The sequence below is a fragment of the Cytobacillus solani genome, assembly GCF_001420595.1.
Classification (GTDB): domain Bacteria; phylum Bacillota; class Bacilli; order Bacillales; family Cytobacillaceae; genus Cytobacillus; species Cytobacillus solani.
Window position 1 is genome coordinate 3,593,000 of sequence record NZ_LJIX01000006.1, and the last position, 18,820, is coordinate 3,611,819.

At 39.3% G+C, this 18,820-nt stretch carries 17 protein-coding genes, 1 other RNA gene and 1 other annotated feature; of the genes, 3 read left to right on the forward strand and 15 right to left on the reverse strand.

Going from position 1 to position 18,820, the window contains the following annotated elements; genetic code table 11:
* Positions 1 to 18 precede the first annotated feature (18 nt).
* The 3 genes from AN957_RS19920 to AN957_RS19930 all read right to left on the reverse strand — a co-directional run bounded on the left by AN957_RS19920 (position 19) and on the right by AN957_RS19930 (position 2,415).
* Complete coding sequence (locus tag AN957_RS19920; protein WP_056685845.1) at positions 19 to 1,161, reverse strand: cysteine desulfurase family protein; 1,143 nt, start codon at positions 1,159 to 1,161, stop codon at positions 19 to 21.
* 154 nt (positions 1,162 to 1,315) lie between these two features.
* Entirely contained in the window at positions 1,316 to 1,735 is a 420-nt protein-coding gene (cymR, locus tag AN957_RS19925) for a cysteine metabolism transcriptional regulator CymR (RefSeq protein ID WP_053477122.1), read from the reverse strand.
* Positions 1,735 to 2,415 (reverse strand): YczE/YyaS/YitT family protein, encoded by a 681-nt coding sequence (locus AN957_RS19930; protein ID WP_056685848.1) that lies wholly within the window; start codon positions 2,413 to 2,415, stop codon positions 1,735 to 1,737. Before AN957_RS19930 ends, cymR begins: the two co-directional genes overlap by 1 nt.
* A 151-nt stretch (positions 2,416 to 2,566) precedes the next feature.
* Between AN957_RS19930 and AN957_RS19935 the strand changes: the two genes are divergently transcribed.
* Positions 2,567 to 3,832, forward strand: a complete 1,266-nt coding sequence (locus tag AN957_RS19935) for a replication-associated recombination protein A (protein ID WP_056685851.1) — start codon at positions 2,567 to 2,569, stop codon at positions 3,830 to 3,832.
* Positions 3,833 to 3,861: 29 nt separating this feature from the next.
* Here the strand turns inward: AN957_RS19935 and AN957_RS19940 are convergent, their stop codons facing one another.
* The 6 genes from AN957_RS19940 to AN957_RS19965 form a co-directional block, all read right to left on the reverse strand.
* Positions 3,862 to 4,821 (reverse strand): ABC transporter permease, encoded by a 960-nt coding sequence (locus AN957_RS19940; protein ID WP_056685854.1) that lies wholly within the window; start codon positions 4,819 to 4,821, stop codon positions 3,862 to 3,864.
* Positions 4,814 to 5,740 carry an ABC transporter ATP-binding protein gene (locus AN957_RS19945; protein WP_056687252.1) on the reverse strand — a complete coding sequence of 309 codons (927 nt, stop codon included), beginning with the start codon at positions 5,738 to 5,740 and terminating at the stop codon, positions 4,814 to 4,816. Before AN957_RS19945 ends, AN957_RS19940 begins: the two co-directional genes overlap by 8 nt.
* 14 nt (positions 5,741 to 5,754) lie before the next feature.
* Positions 5,755 to 6,447: an ABC transporter ATP-binding protein gene (locus AN957_RS19950; RefSeq protein WP_056685857.1), complete on the reverse strand. Its 693-nt coding sequence runs from the start codon at positions 6,445 to 6,447 to the stop codon at positions 5,755 to 5,757.
* 1 nt (position 6,448) lies between these two features.
* On the reverse strand, positions 6,449 to 6,823 hold the full coding sequence (locus AN957_RS19955) for a GntR family transcriptional regulator (protein WP_053477127.1): 375 nt from the start codon (positions 6,821 to 6,823) through the stop codon (positions 6,449 to 6,451).
* 4 nt (positions 6,824 to 6,827) lie between these two features.
* Positions 6,828 to 7,613 (reverse strand): hypothetical protein, encoded by a 786-nt coding sequence (locus AN957_RS19960; protein WP_056685861.1) that lies wholly within the window; start codon positions 7,611 to 7,613, stop codon positions 6,828 to 6,830.
* A gap of 165 nt (positions 7,614 to 7,778) precedes the next feature.
* The gene (locus tag AN957_RS19965; protein ID WP_053477129.1) at positions 7,779 to 8,540 is read right to left on the reverse strand and encodes a tRNA threonylcarbamoyladenosine dehydratase; all 762 of its coding nucleotides are present in this window, start codon (positions 8,538 to 8,540) and stop codon (positions 7,779 to 7,781) included.
* A 214-nt stretch (positions 8,541 to 8,754) separates the two neighbouring features.
* Here AN957_RS19965 and AN957_RS19970 point away from each other — a divergent pair, with 214 nt between their 5' ends.
* Positions 8,755 to 9,708 carry an NAD(P)H-dependent flavin oxidoreductase gene (locus tag AN957_RS19970; RefSeq protein ID WP_053477130.1) on the forward strand — a complete coding sequence of 318 codons (954 nt, stop codon included), beginning with the start codon at positions 8,755 to 8,757 and terminating at the stop codon, positions 9,706 to 9,708.
* Positions 9,709 to 9,763: 55 nt separating this feature from the next.
* Here AN957_RS19970 and ssrS read toward each other — a convergent pair.
* The 4 genes from ssrS to AN957_RS28165 all read right to left on the reverse strand — a co-directional run bounded on the left by ssrS (position 9,764) and on the right by AN957_RS28165 (position 13,820).
* A non-coding RNA gene (gene ssrS, locus AN957_RS27085) (6S RNA) lies at positions 9,764 to 9,948 on the reverse strand.
* Between the two features lie 67 nt (positions 9,949 to 10,015).
* Positions 10,016 to 11,785, reverse strand: a complete 1,770-nt coding sequence (aspS, locus tag AN957_RS19975) for an aspartate--tRNA ligase (RefSeq protein ID WP_056685864.1) — start codon at positions 11,783 to 11,785, stop codon at positions 10,016 to 10,018.
* Positions 11,786 to 11,955: 170 nt separating this feature from the next.
* A complete protein-coding gene (gene hisS / locus AN957_RS19980; protein ID WP_056685867.1) occupies positions 11,956 to 13,224 on the reverse strand; it encodes a histidine--tRNA ligase in 1,269 nt (422 codons plus the stop codon).
* 80 nt (positions 13,225 to 13,304) lie between these two features.
* Positions 13,305 to 13,552, reverse strand: a binding site (T-box leader).
* A gap of 91 nt (positions 13,553 to 13,643) precedes the next feature.
* Positions 13,644 to 13,820: a hypothetical protein gene (locus tag AN957_RS28165; protein ID WP_053477133.1), complete on the reverse strand. Its 177-nt coding sequence runs from the start codon at positions 13,818 to 13,820 to the stop codon at positions 13,644 to 13,646.
* A 223-nt stretch (positions 13,821 to 14,043) separates the two neighbouring features.
* On the opposite strand from AN957_RS28165, the gene AN957_RS19990 reads away from it, so the two are divergent.
* Positions 14,044 to 15,813 (forward strand): N-acetylmuramoyl-L-alanine amidase family protein, encoded by a 1,770-nt coding sequence (locus AN957_RS19990; protein WP_053477134.1) that lies wholly within the window; start codon positions 14,044 to 14,046, stop codon positions 15,811 to 15,813.
* 129 nt (positions 15,814 to 15,942) lie between these two features.
* Here the strand turns inward: AN957_RS19990 and dtd are convergent, their stop codons facing one another.
* Together dtd and AN957_RS20000 are read right to left on the reverse strand one after the other, a co-directional pair.
* Positions 15,943 to 16,383 (reverse strand): D-aminoacyl-tRNA deacylase, encoded by a 441-nt coding sequence (gene dtd / locus AN957_RS19995; protein ID WP_053477135.1) that lies wholly within the window; start codon positions 16,381 to 16,383, stop codon positions 15,943 to 15,945.
* A 12-nt stretch (positions 16,384 to 16,395) separates the two neighbouring features.
* Positions 16,396 to 18,594 carry a RelA/SpoT family protein gene (locus AN957_RS20000; RefSeq protein ID WP_053477136.1) on the reverse strand — a complete coding sequence of 733 codons (2,199 nt, stop codon included), beginning with the start codon at positions 18,592 to 18,594 and terminating at the stop codon, positions 16,396 to 16,398.
* Between the last annotated feature and the right edge of the window lie 226 nt (positions 18,595 to 18,820).

Here is an 18,820-nt window from a genome sequence, read left to right on the forward strand (position 1 = left end):
GTTTCCCATTAAAATAATCTATTTAGATAATCGCTTAACAATTTTGCTCGTTTCTTCTGCTGCTTTTTCAACCTGCTCTAATGTATTGAAAAGACCAAAACTAAAGCGAATTGAATTTTGCAGGCGTTCATCTCCTTGACCAAACATGGCAACAAGCACATGCGATGGATCAATTGAGCCCGCTGTACATGCAGACCCGCTTGATGCAGCAATACCTGCTAAATCTAAATTCACAAGCATGGCCTCCACATTTGTTCCAGGAAAGCTTAAGTTTAAAACATGAGGCAATGAATAATCAAGTGATCCGTTTTGACTGAATTCAATTTGATTTTCAGTTAGTTTTTTTAAAAAAGCTGACTTAAACCCTCGATACTCTTTTCCCTTGCTTTCCATCTCTTGCTGACTAATCCGAACAGCCTCAAGAAAACCCGCAATGGAAGGAACGTTTTCTGTCCCTGCACGTCTCTTTCTTTCCTGTTCGCCGCCAAATAAACGGGGAGAAAGCTTCACATCTTTGCTTGCATATAAAAATCCGATTCCTTTAGGTCCATTTATTTTATGAGCGGAAACTGATAATAAATCGATTCCAGATTCTTTTACGTTTATTTTTTCCAATCCATACGCCTGGACAGCATCTGTATGGAAAATAGCAGGATGTTCAGCGAGAATTTGTCCGATTTCTTTAATCGGCTGTATCGTTCCAACCTCATTATTGCCATACATGATTGTCACAAGGATTGTATCATCTCTTAATGCTTTCTCAACATCTGCCGCCTGGACCCTTCCTTCTTTGTCAACTGGCAGATAAGTAACTTCAAACCCTAGATTTTCCAATTGCTGACATGCATGCAAAACCGCATGGTGCTCCATTTGCGTTGTAATAATATGCTTTCCAAGCTCTCCGTACAATTCTGCCACGCCAAAAACGGCATGATTATCCGCTTCCGTTCCACCACTTGTAAAAATAATTTCATTCGCTTCAGCACCAATGCTTTTCGCTAATTCGGCACGAGCTTCATCAATAATATGACGGGCCCTGCGGCCGAAATGGTGGATGCTTGACGGATTGCCAAATTCCGCACCCATTACCTCTATCATTTTGTCGAATACTTTTGGATGCATAGGCGAAGTAGCCGCATGGTCAACGTAAATCCGTTCCAATTTATTCACCTTCTTCTATGGTACTCTTTTTAACTTTCCGGTCAATTTTCGGATATTCCGGCTATTTTATTGTTTTTCCGGTCGATTTTATTAGTATTCCGGTCAAAAATGCCATTTTTCCGGTCGATTGTCCCTTTCAAATTCCTCGGCCTAATTAAATATAGAACATATATCCATCAGATCCGCCATCATCGTTATAGTTGGCTAAATCTTCAACTGTTGTACTGTCCAAAACATCTTTCACAGCATCACGAATACGCATCCATAGATGTTTTTTAGCTGGTTCCTCATCTTCAATTCCTTCAACAGGACTAATTGGTCCTTCCAGCACTCGAATAATATCGCCGGCTGTAATATTTGCTGGGACATCTCCAAGAACATAGCCACCGTATGCACCACGAATACTTTTTACTAAACCGGCATTTCTTAAAGGGGCAATGAGCTGTTCTAGATAATGCTCAGATAAATTATTCGTCTGTGCAATTGATTTCAATGAGATCGGACCTTCTCCATGTTTTTTTGCTAATTCAATCATAATCGTTAACCCATATCGTCCTTTTGTCGATATTTTCATCAACTTACACCTCTATCCTTCTCTTTATCAATTGTTGTGTATACTTGCTTTTTCAAACTTGCTAAAAATCGGTCTGTTGCCATCTGACATTGTGGCAATGCCTTCCCTGCCAGTGGTCCGATTGCTAAACCAATGATCACTGTTCCCCAAAATACTGGGCCACCAAGCTGCCAGCCAATCATTAGAACGACCACCTCCATGCAGCTTCGAACACGGCCAACCTTCCAGCCTGTCTTCGATGTTAAGGCAATCATTAGACTATCCCTTGGACCTGCTCCAAACTGTGCTGAAATATAGATGCCCATTCCATAACAATAGATAATAATCCCGAACAGAAACATTACGATCTGGCCAGCTAAGGAGGAGGGAGTCTGCATAAATGGCAGCAATAAATAAAGATCAATAAAAACACCAATCAAAACCATATTTAAAAAAGCACCCATTTTCGGGAACTCTTTTGAGATAAGTGAGGCAACGGTCAATATCACAATCCCAACAATTACTGACCAGCTTCCAATTGTCAGCCCTAACTGATAATACAGGCCGACATGCAGAACATCCCATGGCGTTGCGCCTAAATCAGCAACTATTAATAATACAATCCCTAGGCTCATAACGAGGAGACCGGTTAAATACACAATAAATCTCGCAACTATTTGACCGCTTTTTTTCGCATTCATTGCTTTTATCTCCCCGCCATGAAAGGTTTATTCTTAGTAATTAGATAGACTTTTGTCATTATAACATATTTAATCAGCTTTATCATTTTGCCGGAACATGGAATATGGTATGTTTATTTTAATAACTTTTGAACGTTTTGGAGTGATAGAAATGAGTATTAAACCGTTGGCCTTTCGAATGCGGCCGAGGTCCATTGAAGAGATCATTGGTCAGGAGCATCTTGTAGCTGAAGGCAAAATCATTCATCGGATGGTAAAGGCAAAACAGCTATCCTCGATGATCCTATACGGTCCCCCTGGAATCGGCAAAACCTCCATTGCAAGTGCCATCGCTGGAAGTACAAGCTATGCTTTTCGCACGCTTAACGCAGTAACAAACAACAAAAAGGATATGGAAGTCGTTGCAGCAGAAGCAAAAATGTCTGGAAAGGTCATTCTTCTTCTTGATGAGGTTCACCGGCTGGATAAAGGAAAACAAGATTTTCTGCTTCCTTATTTAGAAAATGGAATGATTACATTAATTGGGGCAACGACAAGCAATCCATATCATGCTATCAATCCGGCGATCAGAAGCCGCTGTCAAATTTTCGAATTAAAGCCTTTATCAGTAGAAAATATTAAAGAGGCGCTACTAAGAGCACTTGGAGATAGTGAATATGGATTAGGTGAAAAACATGTCAATATTAGTGAAGATGCGCTAACACACTTTGCAACTGCTTCTAACGGAGATGTCCGAAGCTCTTTAAATGCATTAGAGCTAGCTGTTTTATCTACAGAGTCTGATGATTCTGGCATTATCCACATTGATTTGCAATCTGCCGAGGAATGTATGCAGCGAAAGAGTCTGTCACATGACAAAGACGGGGACGCACATTATGATGTGCTGTCAGCCTTCCAGAAATCGATTCGCGGCAGTGATGTAAATGCCGCATTACACTATTTAGGACGATTAATTGAAGCAGGAGATCTGCAAAGCATCTCCAGAAGATTAATCGTGATTGCCTATGAAGATATTGGACTTGCTTCGCCGCAGGCTGGAGCAAGAACACTCGCTGCTATTGAAACAGCTGAACGAATCGGATTTCCTGAAGCAAGGATTCCGCTTGCAAATGCTGTCATTGAATTATGTTTGTCGCCAAAATCCAATTCAGCTATCATTGCCATTGATGCAGCCTTAGCAGATATAAGAGCTGGCAGAAGCGGAGAAGTGCCTGATCACTTAAAGGATGCTCATTATAAAGGAGCTAAAGAGCTAGGCCGGGGAATTGAATACAAATACCCGCATGATTACGAAGGCGGCTGGGTAAAACAGCAATATTTGCCTGACCGTTTAAAAAATAAAACCTACTATGAGCCGAAGAAGACAGGGAAATTTGAACAGGCATTGGCAACAATTTATAGTAAGATAATGAAATAAGAAAGGGATGGCAGGCGCCATCCCTCTTTCTATGCAGCAACATCCCTCTTCTTAAATACGTAAAACGCAATAGCTTGAAACAGAAGGAAGTAAACAATGATCATTGTAATCGAAAAGCCGATTGTCATTCCTTCCACCATTGGAGCTCCCTCAAAATATTGAAGAAGATCTGTGTTTGCAAAAAGGATATATTTCGCCCATTCGTATTTGATTGCAATTAGTCTTGTCAGTTGGCCTCCCATGAACATAAGGAAAAGGGACAAGCCGATTGCTAATGAGCTATTTCTGAATGCTGCAGATATCATGAATGCCATGGTTGCTAGCATAATCATATTAATCGATTTCAGTCCGAAATAATTGATTAGATGCAGAAGCATACTCTGCTCCGTTACAGAACCATCATAATAGTTCAAATATGGTACAGCTTCATTAGGGAAACCAAAGAGAGCCATTCCTAAAATAGCTGAAAATGCAAACAGAATGAAAAGCATGAATAAGCCAAATAGCAAGACTGTCAAATACTTTGCCGCTAATATTTTTCCTCGTTTAATCGGTCTTATTAAAAGGAGCTTGATTGTTCCCCAGTTAAATTCACTGGCAACAATTCCTGCCGCAATGATGATAGTGAATAGACCTGCAAATTCAATCATCTGCGATGTATCTGTTAGAAATCCCCAAACAGAATACTCTTCATTTGGCGATAAATCATTTTCAATTCTATATTCGTTTATGGCGATTTCTCTTTCATAGCTAAGTTTTACTTCTGGAGGAATGGCATCTCCCATTTCAGTTAATTCTTTTTGATAGCTTTCATTCTGAACTTGAAGTCCCTTTTTCCACTCCGAATTGTCCGGAACACTTCCTTTGCTATCCTGGTATTTTATAAAGCCGCCCATAACGATTAATACAAAAAGGAGCAGCCCGATCATAACATACGTTCCCGTCCTTCTAAATATTTTCATCCATTCATTTTGAATCAATTTAATCATGAACAAGTTCCCCCTTTTGTGAAGTAACTTCAAGGAAACGATCTTCTAATGTCTTCGTTACTTCCTTCACTCCAAAAATATGAATGTCTTGATTAACAAGGTGTTTTATTACCTCAGGAATATTCTCTCTTTTAAGCGGCAGAGCAACACCAATTTCAGTTAATTGAACTCTCAAATCGGGATACATCTCTTTTACAATTCGACCGGCCTTCTCTTTTCCTTCTACCTCAATTTCATAAATTTTCTCATTTCCCTGAACAAAATCAGTCATAAGCTGAACATCAATAAGCTTTCCTTGTTGAATAATTCCAATTCGATCGCACATCATTTCCATTTCTGATAGCAAATGGCTTGATACGATAACAGCCATATCCTTTTCTTTTGCCAGCTTTCTAACATGATCCCTGATTTCACGAATTCCTGCAGGATCCAAACCATTCGTCGGCTCATCCAGAATTAAAATTTTCGGATCATGCAAAAGACACTGAGCTAAACCAAGACGCTGCCTCATGCCAAGTGAATACGTTTTTACCTTGTCATGGATTCGATCTGTCAGACCCACGAACTCTACTGTTTCAGCAATTTTTTCTTTTGTAACCCCTTGAGACATCCTGGCAAAATGAACAAGATTTTGATAACCGCTCATGAATTTATACATTTCCGGATTTTCAACGATGCCTCCAACATGTTTAATTGCCTGCTCAAAATCTGTTTTAATACTGTGACCGAGGATTTTAATATCACCGGAAGTCATGCCAATCAAGCCGACAATCATTCGAATCGTTGTTGTTTTTCCTGCTCCATTTGGGCCTAGGAAGCCAAATACTTCCCCTTTATTGACATTAAAGCTCAGAGAATCAATAATCGTTCTGACCTTTATAGTTTTAGTTACATTTTGAATTTCCACGAGGGTATCCATAGTTTTTTCTCCTCTCATTCTTTAAAAGTCTCCTTCATCCACTGAATAATCGATAAACCTTTAGTTTCTCTTAAATTCTCGACATTTTGCCAATCAATTACTTTTCCATCTTTAATGGCAAGTACCTCATCCAAAAGCGGCTCGATCTCATCTATTTCATGAGTCGCGATAACAACTGTCTGATTTTCAAAATCGATATAGGATAGTAAACCTTTTACAATCGAATCTCTTACCATTGGGTCAAGACCTGAAAAAGGCTCATCTAAAAGCAAAACGGATGTCTCTCTCGCCAATGCAAGCACAAGTTTTAATCTGCCCCGATTTCCTTTTGACAATTGCTTTAGCTTCTTGTCGGGATCCAGTTTCATAAATGTAAGCAATTCATTTGCACGCTCTATTCGAAAATCCTCAAACTGAGAGGCATAAAAGTCAATCATATCCTTCACTTTAAAAGGCTGATAAAATATATCTAGTTCCGATAAATACGCAACTTCTTTGGCGATTCTTCTATTGACTTCTGTTCCTTTAACAAGAACTGTCCCCTTTGATGGATGCACCAGTCCAGCTATTATTTTTAATGTTGTTGATTTCCCGCTTCCGTTCGGGCCAATTAATCCGTAAATTTTTCCTTTTTCCAGCGTGAAGGAAACATCCTCTAATCCAGAATACCGGCCATATTTTTTTGATATATTCTTAAACTCAATCATCTTACATCTCCCGCTTCCCATTAAAAAATCTTTTTAAGCCAGAGATCATATCCTCTTCTGTAAGTCCAAGTTCCTTCATATTTTTGACAAACGATTCAATAATGTCCATTTGCATACCGAGCTTTAATTGATGAATCATCCCTTCATTCTCTGTTACAAACGTTCCTTGTCCTCGCTTCGTTTCCACGATCTCCATCCTCTCCAATTCACTGTATGTTCGTTGAATCGTATTTGGATTAACTCCCGTCTGTACTGCCATTTCACGAACGGAAGGGAGTTTGTTTCCCGGCAATAAATCCCCTCTGATAATCTGCTGATTAATTTTGTCAGCAATTTGCATATAAATTGGCTTTGATGCTTGGAATTCCTCAACCATGGCGTCACACCTCAACTTTCCGCTCTAACAGCCATACAGAAGCAGAAAAAACAATAATAACAAGAATTGTATAAATAGCTCCATTCATTATTGAAAGTTCAGCATTATCTACAAAACCAGCTGAAGCAGAAGACTTCCCTACCAAAAACTCAATTGAGTATGCATCGAGTTTAATTATTCCTATGTTTTTAAGTTTTTGATAAATAGGAAGATTGTTCACATAATTGCCTATAGCAGTAAGCAGAATCCAAGTGCCAATAACAATCGGCCAGCGGATAGAGTGCAGAAATGGAACCTTTTTTAGTGAATGAAATAAGGACCAATAAAATAAAACCCAGACTCCCAAAAAAAGTGTTCCAAGCGTAATCCCCAGTCCTATTAAAGTGATATTAAGAACTGGTTCACCAGTTAAATTAAATAAGCTTTCCCCATTCACAGCATGAGTTAATCCCCATATCGCAATTACAAATGCTATAAAAAAAGAAACTACATATAAAATAAACCCAGCTGTTAATTTAGCAAGAAAGAGAATGGCTCCGCTATTTGGATTATGAAGCCAAAGCTGTGTTTGGGCCTCTATATTAAGAGAATGAAGAAGGTATGCTGGAAGATAAAAACCATGTCCTACTAAGATCGTGACTGCTACTACAGCAAAAATATTCGGCTCATTGAAATATTTTGTTAGGCCTAATCCGGCCACTACACCCAAAATTAATAAAGCAATTCCGACCACAAACCAATTTTTCGTTAGTTTTAATTCTTTATAGATCAGACCTTTAAAAAATTCCACATGTTCCGACCTCCGTATCGGTGTTTTAGTGTTCTAGTTACATAGTACACTGATACATAATCATTCGTCAATTAGAATTCTACATTTTTAGTTATTTATTATCGCACTATCTTTTTAAGACAAAAAAGCCTGACTATTCACTAGCCAGGCTCGTTCAATCGATTATTAATCATTCACACGATAAATTTTAATATCCTTTAACAGCTTTCTAGTCACATAGCTTGCCATAATCAAACCTGCTGTTGACGGGCAGAAAGCGTTAGATGCAGGCGGCATTTTGGCTTTGCGGATTTCTGCATCTTCCTTTCCTACAACCTTCCGAACATCTTCCCGAATGACAATCGGACTTTCATCAGAGAAAACAACTGGAATGCCTTTTCTAATTCCTTCTTTTCTCAAGCGGGTGCGAATAACTTTTGCAATTGGATCTGTATGCGTTTTGGAAATATCCGCAATTTGGAATCGCGTTGGATCTATTTTATTTGCAGCACCCATACTTGAAATAATTGGGATGTTTCGCTTTAAGCATTCCTTCATTAAATGGATTTTATAGGATATTGTATCTGACGCATCAATGACAAAATCGAGACCATGCTCGAAAAACTGTTCATATGTTTCTTCAGTGTAAAACATTTTCAGTGCAATAACTTCACATTCTGGATTAATATCTTTAATTCTTTCTTTCATTAAATCAACCTTTGGCTGCCCAATGGTTGAAAGTAAGGCAATGATTTGCCGATTCACATTCGTAATATCTACATCGTCCTTATCAACAAGAACTAATCGGCCAACCCCAGAACGAGCTAATGCTTCAGCTGCAAAGGTCCCTACTCCGCCAACACCAAGAACAGCTACCGTACTATTTTTCATTATTTCAAGGCCTTCCTTGCCAAAAGCCAATTCATTTCGTGAAAATTGATGCAACATCTATCTCAACTCCATAACTTTTAAAATGATACTCCCTTATTTTTTTCCCGATAATGAATATATCATACTTTTTGAAAAAAATAAGCATCTACACTAACCAAAAAATTTTTATACTAACTGTTATGACCAGATGACAGTTGTCACTATTATATTTTTTCTTCGGGTGATACGCTTAGGCGGGGATGAAAAATATGGGAAGAAATGGGGAAATCGTATGAGCTTACCGCAATTAAAAATTGGACATATGGAGCCAAAAGTTCCAATCCTTCAAGGAGGGATGGGAGTTGGCATATCGCTCAGCGGGCTGGCTTCAGCTGTTGCCAATGCAGGCGGGATCGGAATTATTTCAGGTACAGGGATCTCTACAGAAGAATTGCGTTTCCACATAAGAAGGGCAAAGGAGCTTATAAATGATACCGGCTATATCGGTGTGAATGTTCTATTTGCTATGAACGATTTTGCAGAAAAAATGAAGGCTGCGCTTGAAGAGAAGGTAGATTTTATCATTTCTGGTGCAGGAATTTCTCGCGATATGTACGCTTGGGGAAAGGAATTTTGTGTTCCTGTTATATCGATCGTATCCTCAGCAAAACTTGCTAAGCTATCTGAAAGATTAGGTGCAGCTGCCGTTGTCGTGGAAGGACATGAAGCTGGAGGACATCTTGGAACAGACCGACCGCTATTTGAGATTCTGCCTGAAGTTGTGGAAGCAGTAAAAATTCCAGTGATAGCAGCCGGAGGGATATTAACAGGGCTGGATTTAGCTAAGGCTATTCGATTAGGGGCATCAGGTGTCCAAATGGGGACTAGATTTGTTGCCAGTGAAGAATGCGATGCTCCACTTGTATTTAAAGAGAAATATGTTCATGCCAAAGAAGAGGATACCATTCTAGTCAAAACAACCGTTGGACTACAGGGGAGAGCGATAAAAAATAAATTTACGGAATTAATTTCAGGCTCTGGTAAATTAAAAATTGAAAAATGTCATGATTGTTTAAAAAATTGCTCTTACCGCTTTTGTACTTTAGATTCTCTGCTGAAATCAGTTGGAGGAGATGTTGAAAACGGCTTAGTATTTGCCGGATCAAGAGTAGCAGAAATTAAAAAAATCATGTCAGTACGGGATATTATCAATACAATTACATCAGAGTATAGAGCTGCCTGGTAACAAAAAATAAATCCATGTCGCAATTGACATGGATTTTATTATTCATATGTACGTAAAGAGTCCCAATCGTGCCGTCGCCTTGATGCCTTCGTTTTGAACCCGCACTCAGCAGGTGGGTGACCTGTTTCCGCTTTTGTAAGTCCTCATCCATAAGGCATTTACGCGGCTGGAAAACCCGATCTCCCGAAGAAATAATGTTGGTCAAAATTTTAGGTTACACAACGAACACATCAGGACTCTTTATTTGATTACCTGTATTTTATCATATCCAATTTGCTCTTTCAAGCACTCACAAATAGGTCAATTCTCATTTTTTTAAATTTAACTTTAAGTGTAAATCATCTAATTGTGATTCACTTACTTCACCAGGTGCTTCTGTTAAGACACAGCTTGCACTAGCCGTTTTCGGGAAGGCAATCGTGTCACGAAGATTGGTTCTTCCAGCCAAAATCATGACAAGTCTGTCAAGTCCTAAAGCAATCCCTCCATGTGGAGGAGTTCCATATTCAAACGCATCCATTAAGAAGCCAAACTGCTCATACGCTTCCTCTTTTGAAAAGCCAAGGACATTAAACATTTTTTCCTGCACTTCTCTTTCAAAAATTCGAAGAGATCCCCCTCCAAGCTCATAGCCATTTAATACAAGGTCATAGGCTTGAGCTCTTACTTGCGATGGGTCAGAATCAAGAAGAGCTAGGTCTTCCCTCGCAGGCATGGTAAATGGATGATGCGCTGCATAATAGCGGCCTTCCTCTTCAGCATACTCAAGCAATGGCCAATCCGTTACCCAAAGGAAGTTGAACTTGCTTTGATCAATTAGTTCAAGCTCTTTTCCTATCTTGATACGAAGTGCACCTAAAGCATCCGCTACAACACTTGTCTTATCGGCTACAAATAAGAGAAGGTCACCTGCTTCAACAGAAAGCGCAGTTTTAATTGCGTTTTGCTCTTCTTCTGTAACAAATTTAGAAATCGGCCCTTTTAGTCCATCTTCCTCCGCTTTTAACCATGCGAGCCCCTTTGCTCCATAGACGGAGACAAACTCTGTTAACGCATCAATATCTTTTCTAGAGTACTTGCCTGCTCCATTCTTCACGTTGATCGCCTTTACTTGGCCTCCAGAAGAAACAGCACCCGCAAATACCTTAAAGCTTGAGTCCTTAACAATTTCAGATAGGTCCGTTAATTCCATTTCAAAACGTGTATCAGGCTTATCCGAACCATAGCGGTCCATTGCCTCTTGATAAGTCATTTGCGGGAATGGGATTTGAACGTCAATTCCTTTGACCTCTTTCATAATTTTGCTCATCATATTCTCCATTAAATGGATAATATCAGCTTGACTCATGAAGCTCATTTCCATATCGACTTGTGTAAATTCCGGCTGGCGGTCAGCACGTAAATCCTCATCACGGAAACAGCGGGCAATTTGATAGTAGCGTTCGAAGCCGCCAACCATTAACAGCTGTTTAAAAATTTGCGGTGATTGTGGGAGTGCATAGAATTCACCAGGATGAACGCGGCTCGGAACTAAGTAGTCACGTGCTCCTTCAGGAGTACTCTTTGTTAGAATAGGTGTTTCAATGTCAAGGAAGCCTTCCCCATCAAGAAACTCTCTCATCGCCTTCGTTACTTGATGGCGCATTTTTAATGTTTCAAACATGACTGGTCTTCTTAAATCAAGATAACGATATTTAAGGCGGACATCCTCTGAAACATCCGTTTTGTCATCCAGCATAAATGGCGGTGTTTTTGCTTCATTTAATATGGTAATTTTTTCTGCTTTAATTTCGATATGACCTGTTTTTAAGTTCGGGTTTACTGTTCCTTCTTCCCTAGCAACTACGACACCTTCGATATCGAGTACAAACTCATTTCTTACTCGCTCCGCTGAAACTAAAGCCTCAGGAGATGTTTCCGGATTAAATACAACTTGCACGATTCCCGTTCGGTCACGCAGATCAATGAAAATCAATCCGCCTAGATCACGTCTTTTTTGCACCCATCCTTTTAAAATTACTTTTTCACCAATTGCCGCCTCTGTTATTTCTCCGCAGTAATACGATCTCCCAAACATGATGATTCCTCCTATTATTTAGACAGTAATTTTTATGAGTAATAATTGGATTTGCAATTATAAATGTTTTTTTGCAAATAAATCTTTGATTTTGCATATAAAATTAGGATTTTGCAATTAAATCTAGATTTTCGCAAAATAATATTAGATTTCGCAAATATACATTATTTTTATAGTAATTCAGCAAATTTTTCTACAAAGGTTTCAAGGTCAAACTCTGTTTGTTCACCTGTATCCATTGACTTCAGGTTGATTTTATTAGCTTTCAGCTCATCCTCACCAAGAACAGCTACATACTTCGCCTTTGCACGATCTGCTGCTTTAAATTGAGCTTTTATTTTTCGATCGAGATAGTCTCTCTCAGCAGAAAAGCCTGCTAGACGGAGCTTGTGAAGCAGCCCGACTGTATAATCCTTCGCTTCCTCTCCTAATGAAACAAGGTAGCAATCAATTGCTTTATCAATTGGAAGCTCTACTTTTTCAGCTTCTAATGCGGCAATAAAGCGTTCAATGCTCATCGCAAAGCCGATTCCTGGTGCCTCTGGTCCGCCAATTTCCTCGGTAAGCCCATTGTAGCGGCCGCCCCCGCAAAGAGTGGTAATTGCTCCAAAGCCTTCTGCATCACTCATGATTTCAAAGGCAGTGTGATTGTAATAATCTAGTCCGCGAACAAGATTCGAGTCAACCTCGAAAGCAATATTAAGATCTCTTAAATATTGTTGAACTTTTTCAAAATAGTGCTTCGAATCCTCGTTTAAGTAATCGATGATTGATGGAGCAGTTGCCATTAGCTTATGATCCCTATCCTGCTTACAATCAAGGATGCGCATCGGATTTTTTTCAAGACGGTTTTGACAATCATTACAAAACTCACCAATTCTCGGTTTGAAGTGATTGATTAACGCATCTCGATGTGCGGCTCTGCTTTCTTTATCTCCAAGACTATTAATGACTAGCTTCAGCTTTTTCAAGCCTAGTGATTGGTAAAGTGACATGGCTACAGCAATCACTTCCGCATCAATAGCCGGATCAGCACTGCCAATTGCCTCCACACCAAATTGAACAAATTGGCGGTAGCGGCCAGCCTGCGGGCGTTCATATCGGAACATTGGTCCCATATAATAAAGCTTGACTGGCTGATTCGCATCACCGAACATTTTATGCTCAACAAATGATCGAACAACAGCAGCCGTGCCTTCTGGTCGCAATGTTAAGCTCCGTTCACCGCGATCCTCGAAAGTATACATTTCCTTTTGAACAATATCCGTTGTATCCCCTACACTTCGGAGAAACAGCTCTGTATGTTCAAAAATTGGTGTTCTAATTTCACGATACTGGAATTTTGCACAAAGCTCTCTCGCCTTTTCTTCAATCAGGTGCCACTTTTCAATCTCACCTGGGAGAATATCCTGAGTTCCTCTTGGTAAACGAATAGACATTGTATGTCTCCCCCTACTAATAAATTATTGTGTAAAAGTTTATTAAATATAAAAAAGCCCCCGCCTCCTTGTATATAAATACAAGGGACGAGAGCTTCTGAGATTCCCGTGGTGCCACCCTAGTTGAAGCCGCCAAACTTGACGATCTTCCTCTTTTACAGTTAACGCCTGTTAACGTTCAACTCCTACTAAAAGCAATTGCTTCTTTCAGAGAGAAACCTACGAAGTGTTCATTCATTAAATCATCATGCAGAAATGCTTTCAGCCCATGACATTTCTTCTCTTTTCATGTGGGGTTTAATTACTCTTCTTCATCAAACGGTAGTATTATTGCGCCAAGTGCGCGTTGTCAGCGAGAAACTTCTCTTAATATTTATATAATAATACGTATCATCAAGAGCATTGTCAATAGTGATTTGTTAAGATCGTTCTAAATGTTTTTTCAATTTCCGGACATCCTTAACGGATAATCCAAATTCTGAAGCTAATTCAACCATATTTGAACCTTGCTCCTTCTGAATAAAATCATGAAAATCCACGCCAAAAAGCTGATTTTCCCCTAATTGAACAGACATTCCCTTGTCACCAAATCTCATTTCTATCACCCTCGTTCACTTATTCTTTTCTAGTATTCCCATGAATGTGAATAAACTATTCTTTAATCTAATTGCTTGTCGAATGAAACTTTTAGAAGGAAATCGATAGCAAAAGGAGAAATTATAGTAGGGCAATTCTCGTGAAAGACTTGACTGACTGAAGCAATTTTGTTTTTCTAATAAGATGAGGAACGGTTAATCTATCAAGGAGAGGAGTGTGCACATGCATAGAAAGAAAAAAGCAATCCTATTTTTTTGTTTCATACTTTTAATCGGAATTTCACCTATACATTTGTCACCTGCGAGTGCTGCAGGACAAAACGTCAAGATCGGGATTGATCGCTTAAATATTCGAGAGGGCCCCGGATTAAGCTATCCTGTTGTTGCGCAAGTGAATAAAGGGGAAAGCTACACGTATCTTTCCGAGAAGAAAGATTGGATTGAAATTCAATTAAAAGATGGAAAAAAGGGCTGGGCAGCTGACTGGCTAGTAACATTGGAGAGCGGTGAAATCAACAGCACTTCTGTTTCACAGTCTAAGAACAATCATGCAACTATAATTGCTGACGGACTTAGAGTTAGAAAAGGTCCAGGCACAAATTATCAAGTAATCGGGACAATTAACAAAGGGAAAAATTTTCAGGTTCTTGCAACAGATGGAGATTGGATTCAGCTTGATACACCAAATGGAGCAGGTTGGGTTTCAAGTGAATTTGTCCAATTCAAAAGTAATTCTGTTAATAGCACGCCCTCAAAAACGATAATTGGGAAAATCACCTCTAATTCACTTAATATTCGTAGTGAACCGTCACTGAATGGTTCAATTATTGGAAAATTGAATGCAGGGGATAAAGTAAAAATTTTATCTCAAAAAAATGGATGGACAGAAATCTCCTATTCAGGTAACCATGCCTGGGTCAGCAGTCAGTATGTTGAAGTGGACGGAGGGAATGCGGAAATAAAAGAGCAAACACCGCAAGAATCTTCAAAATCAAGTAAGCCTGGGACAGGCACAGTTACCGCAACCACCTTAACTGTAAGAAGCAAAGGCTCACTTAACGGGAAAGCGATTGGTTCTGTTTCGATGGGACAAACCTTTACAATCTTAGAGGAAGCAAATAATTGGGTAAAAATTGAATTTAAAAAAGGTTCCTATGGATGGGTTGCAAACTGGTACTTGGAAAAACCTGATCATAAAGGAACTGAACCTAGCAAACAGACTGTTCAGGAAAGTACCATTACGATCCTTCATAATGGTTCAAATATTAGAAAAAGCGCCGATCCATCTTCCGCGATTGTTGAAAGAGCAGATCAAGGGGCAACCTATGATGTCATAAGTATACAAAATGATTGGTATGAAGTACGTCTGGCCAATGGAAAAAGCGGGTTTATAGCAGGTTGGATTGTATCTGTAAACGGTCCAGCACCTGTTGTTCAAAAACCGGGATCTACAACAAGTTTAAAAAATAAGAAGATTGTTATTGATCCTGGTCACGGAGGCAGAGATAATGGAACGACCGGTGTTAGTGGAACAATAGAGAAGACAGTGACATTAAAAACCGCAAAGCTATTATATGATAAATTAAAAGCAGCTGGCGCCAATGTGATTCTTACGAGAAATACCGATACATTTATTCCCTTGTCCTCAAGGGTATACACAGCACAATATCATAATGCAGATGCATTTATTAGCATCCATTATGATAGTATTGCAGATCGCAGTGTAAGAGGAATGACTACATACTACTATCACTCCTATCAAAAAGGACTTGCGGCTGATGTTCATTCTTCTGTTGCCTCTAATTCTAGTTTAAAAAATCGCGACTATCGATTTGGCGACTATTATGTATTAAGGGAAAATAAACGCAATGCGATTCTGTTGGAGCTTGGTTACTTAAGTAATCCAACAGAAGAAATGATTGTTACTTCAGGTCAATACCAGGAGATGGTGACGACTGGTATTTATCAAGGGCTGGCAAAGCATTTTAATTAAGCAACAGCTTACAGAATATAAAAAACTGTGTGGTACATGTACAGAAAGTGATCCAAAGGACGGATCAACATTCTGCCCGTATCCCACACAGGGCAATTTTAAAAGGGTGAGTATCATCTCGCCCTTTTTCTATTTACTTTCAACAATTAATGTTACCGGTCCGTCATTGATTAATTGAACGTCCATCATTGCTCCGAATATGCCGGTCGCTACCTTAATCCCTTTATCCTCAAGGCAAGTATTTAAAGCTTCATATATTTTTACTGCATGCTCTGGTCTTGCTGCCTCCATAAAGTTTGGTCTGCGCCCTTTCCGACAATCTCCGTATAAAGTAAATTGCGAAACAGATAAAATCTCTCCGCCTTGGTCTAGAATGGAAAGGTTCATTTTTCCAGTATCATCTTCGAAGACACGCAGATTGGCGATTTTCTCAGCTAAAAACTGCGCATCTTCGATTGTATCTTCATGTGTGACACCGACAAGCAATACAAACCCCTTTGTAATGCTTCCGACAATTTCTCCGTCAACGGTTACACTTGCTTCCTTGCTTCGCTGTACAACAACACGCATAACAAATACTCCTTAATTCATAATCCTGCGAACAGCATATACATCCGGAATTTGTTTAATCCGGTCGACAACTTTTTGTAAATGGCTGACATTATGGATAGCTATTGTCATATTAATCGTTGCTGATTTATTGCGATCCGAACGGCCTGTTACTGCAGAAATATTCGTCTTTGTCTCATTTACCGCTTGAAGAACCTCATTTAATAATCCACGTCTATCATATCCAGTGATCTCAATCTCAACACTATATTCTTTCCGATCATTTAAGGCTGTTTCCCATTCTACGGGAATCAATCTAGCTTTCGCATCCTCTGTGACAATATTCGTACAATCGGCTCGATGGACAGAGACGCCACGCCCCTTCGTAATGAAACCGACAATTTCATCTCCTGGCACTGGATTACAGCAGCGTGACAGACGAATAAGTAAATTATCGATTCCTGCAACCCGGACGCCCGACTCTCGTTTTTTGGTAGATGGGAATGATTTTAATTCAGAGACTGCATTCGTAATAATATCTGCTTGCTCCATATCGCGCTTTTTGCGCCACTTTTCCGTCAGCCTGTTAGCAACTTGTAAAGCTGTTACACCATTATAGCCCACAGCCGCATACATATCTTCTTCATTTGTAAAATTAAACTTTTCTATGACTCTTTTAACATTTTCATTCGTTAAGATTTCTTTTAAATCAAAATCCATATTACGGATTTCTTTTTCAACTAATTCTTTGCCCTTCTCAACATTCTCATCACGTCTTTGCTTTTTAAAGAACTGCCGGATTTTATTTTTGGCCTGCGAGGTTTGGGCAAGCTTTAGCCAGTCCTTACTTGGTCCATAAGAATGCTTGGACGTTAATATTTCAATAATATCCCCCGTTTTCAGTTTATAATCCAACGTCACCATTTTTCCATTTACTTTTGAACCAATTGTTTTATTGCCGATTTCCGAGTGAATCCGATAGGCGAAATCTATTGGAACCGAACCTGAAGGAAGCTCAATCACATCTCCTTTAGGCGTAAATACAAAAACCATATCAGAGAACAGATCAATTTTCAGGGATTCCATGAATTCCTCTGCATTCACCGTATCATCCTGAAACTCCAATATTTCACGGAACCATGTCAGCTTGTCTTCAATTGAGGGGGCTCCTTCATTGACCTTTTTTCCTTCTTTATAAGCCCAGTGAGCGGCAATCCCGAACTCAGCGATTCGGTGCATATCAAATGTACGAATCTGCACCTCAAGCGGGTCTCCCTTTGGACCTATGACAGTCGTATGAAGAGATTGATACATGTTTTGCTTCGGCATAGCAATATAATCCTTAAAACGCCCTGGCATTGGCTTCCAGCACGTATGAATGATTCCTAGCACTGCGTAGCAATCTTTAATACTATTAACAACAATTCTTACTGCAAGCAAATCATATATTTCACTAAATTGCTTATTTTGCAAAGCCATTTTCCGATAAATGCTGTAAATATGCTTCGGGCGGCCTGAAATCTCGGACTTAATCGATACATCTTCCATCCTCGTCCGCATCACATCGATGACATCTTCAAGATATTGCTCCCGTTCAGCCCTCTTCTTTTTCATAAGGTTGACAATCCGATAGTATTGCTGCGGATTTAAATATCTTAAAGCAGTATCTTCAAGCTCCCATTTGATTTTTGAAATTCCTAGTCGATGGGCAAGAGGTGCGAATATTTCAAGTGTTTCATTTGAAATTCTACGCTGTTTTTCAGCAGGAAGATGCTTCAATGTACGCATATTGTGAAGTCTATCAGCTAGTTTTATCAGTATGACCCGAATATCCTGTGCCATTGCTACGAACATTTTCCGATGGTTTTCGGCTTGTTGTTCTTCCTTCGATTTGTATTTAATCTTTCCTAGCTTTGTAACGCCATCTACGAGCATCGCCACTTCCTCATTAAAGGCTTCTTTAATATCTGCAAGTGTGACATCAGTATCCTCTACAACATCATGAAGAAAACCGGCTGCAACTGTGGAAGGATCCATCTCCAAATCAGCTAATATTCCCGCAACTTGAATGGGGTGGATGATATAAGGCTCACCCGATTTTCGATATTGTTCACGATGTGCATGCCTTGCAAAATCATATGCCTTCTTCACTAGTGCCGCATGCTCATCATTTAAATATACTTTTGTCCTGTCGATGACTTGTTCAGCGGTCAGAACATGATCGTTCGCCATGGGATCACCTTTATCTAATAGTAGTTTTATCTAAATTTCCGTTTACATTTATTTAAAAAATTATGATTGTTACTATTATCGAAAAAAAAAACGAAGATGTAAAGGGTTAGGAGGTTATTTTTAAAGGAAAAACAAAAATTCTGTCGAATTTTGTATGTTTGCTATATAAATTCTTTTATTTGATTAAATCAAAATATAAAAAGAGCGCTCTTTTTAGCGCTCTCAT

Coding starts and splice junctions, on each gene's coding strand:
- cymR (WP_053477122.1), bottom strand. CDS start 1,735: ATGAAAATATCGACAAAAGGACGATATGGGTTAACGATTATGATTGAA.
- AN957_RS19930 (WP_056685848.1), bottom strand. CDS start 2,415: ATGAATGCGAAAAAAAGCGGTCAAATAGTTGCGAGATTTATTGTGTAT.
- AN957_RS19935 (WP_056685851.1), top strand. CDS start 2,567: ATGAGTATTAAACCGTTGGCCTTTCGAATGCGGCCGAGGTCCATTGAA.
- AN957_RS19940 (WP_056685854.1), bottom strand. CDS start 4,821: ATGATTAAATTGATTCAAAATGAATGGATGAAAATATTTAGAAGGACG.
- AN957_RS19945 (WP_056687252.1), bottom strand. CDS start 5,740: ATGGATACCCTCGTGGAAATTCAAAATGTAACTAAAACTATAAAGGTC.
- AN957_RS19950 (WP_056685857.1), bottom strand. CDS start 6,447: ATGATTGAGTTTAAGAATATATCAAAAAAATATGGCCGGTATTCTGGA.
- AN957_RS19955 (WP_053477127.1), bottom strand. CDS start 6,823: ATGGTTGAGGAATTCCAAGCATCAAAGCCAATTTATATGCAAATTGCT.
- AN957_RS19965 (WP_053477129.1), bottom strand. CDS start 8,540: ATGTTGCATCAATTTTCACGAAATGAATTGGCTTTTGGCAAGGAAGGC.
- AN957_RS19970 (WP_053477130.1), top strand. CDS start 8,755: ATGAGCTTACCGCAATTAAAAATTGGACATATGGAGCCAAAAGTTCCA.
- aspS (WP_056685864.1), bottom strand. CDS start 11,785: ATGTTTGGGAGATCGTATTACTGCGGAGAAATAACAGAGGCGGCAATT.
- hisS (WP_056685867.1), bottom strand. CDS start 13,224: ATGTCTATTCGTTTACCAAGAGGAACTCAGGATATTCTCCCAGGTGAG.
- AN957_RS28165 (WP_053477133.1), bottom strand. CDS start 13,820: ATGAGATTTGGTGACAAGGGAATGTCTGTTCAATTAGGGGAAAATCAG.
- AN957_RS19990 (WP_053477134.1), top strand. CDS start 14,044: ATGCATAGAAAGAAAAAAGCAATCCTATTTTTTTGTTTCATACTTTTA.
- dtd (WP_053477135.1), bottom strand. CDS start 16,383: ATGCGTGTTGTTGTACAGCGAAGCAAGGAAGCAAGTGTAACCGTTGAC.
- AN957_RS20000 (WP_053477136.1), bottom strand. CDS start 18,594: ATGGCGAACGATCATGTTCTGACCGCTGAACAAGTCATCGACAGGACA.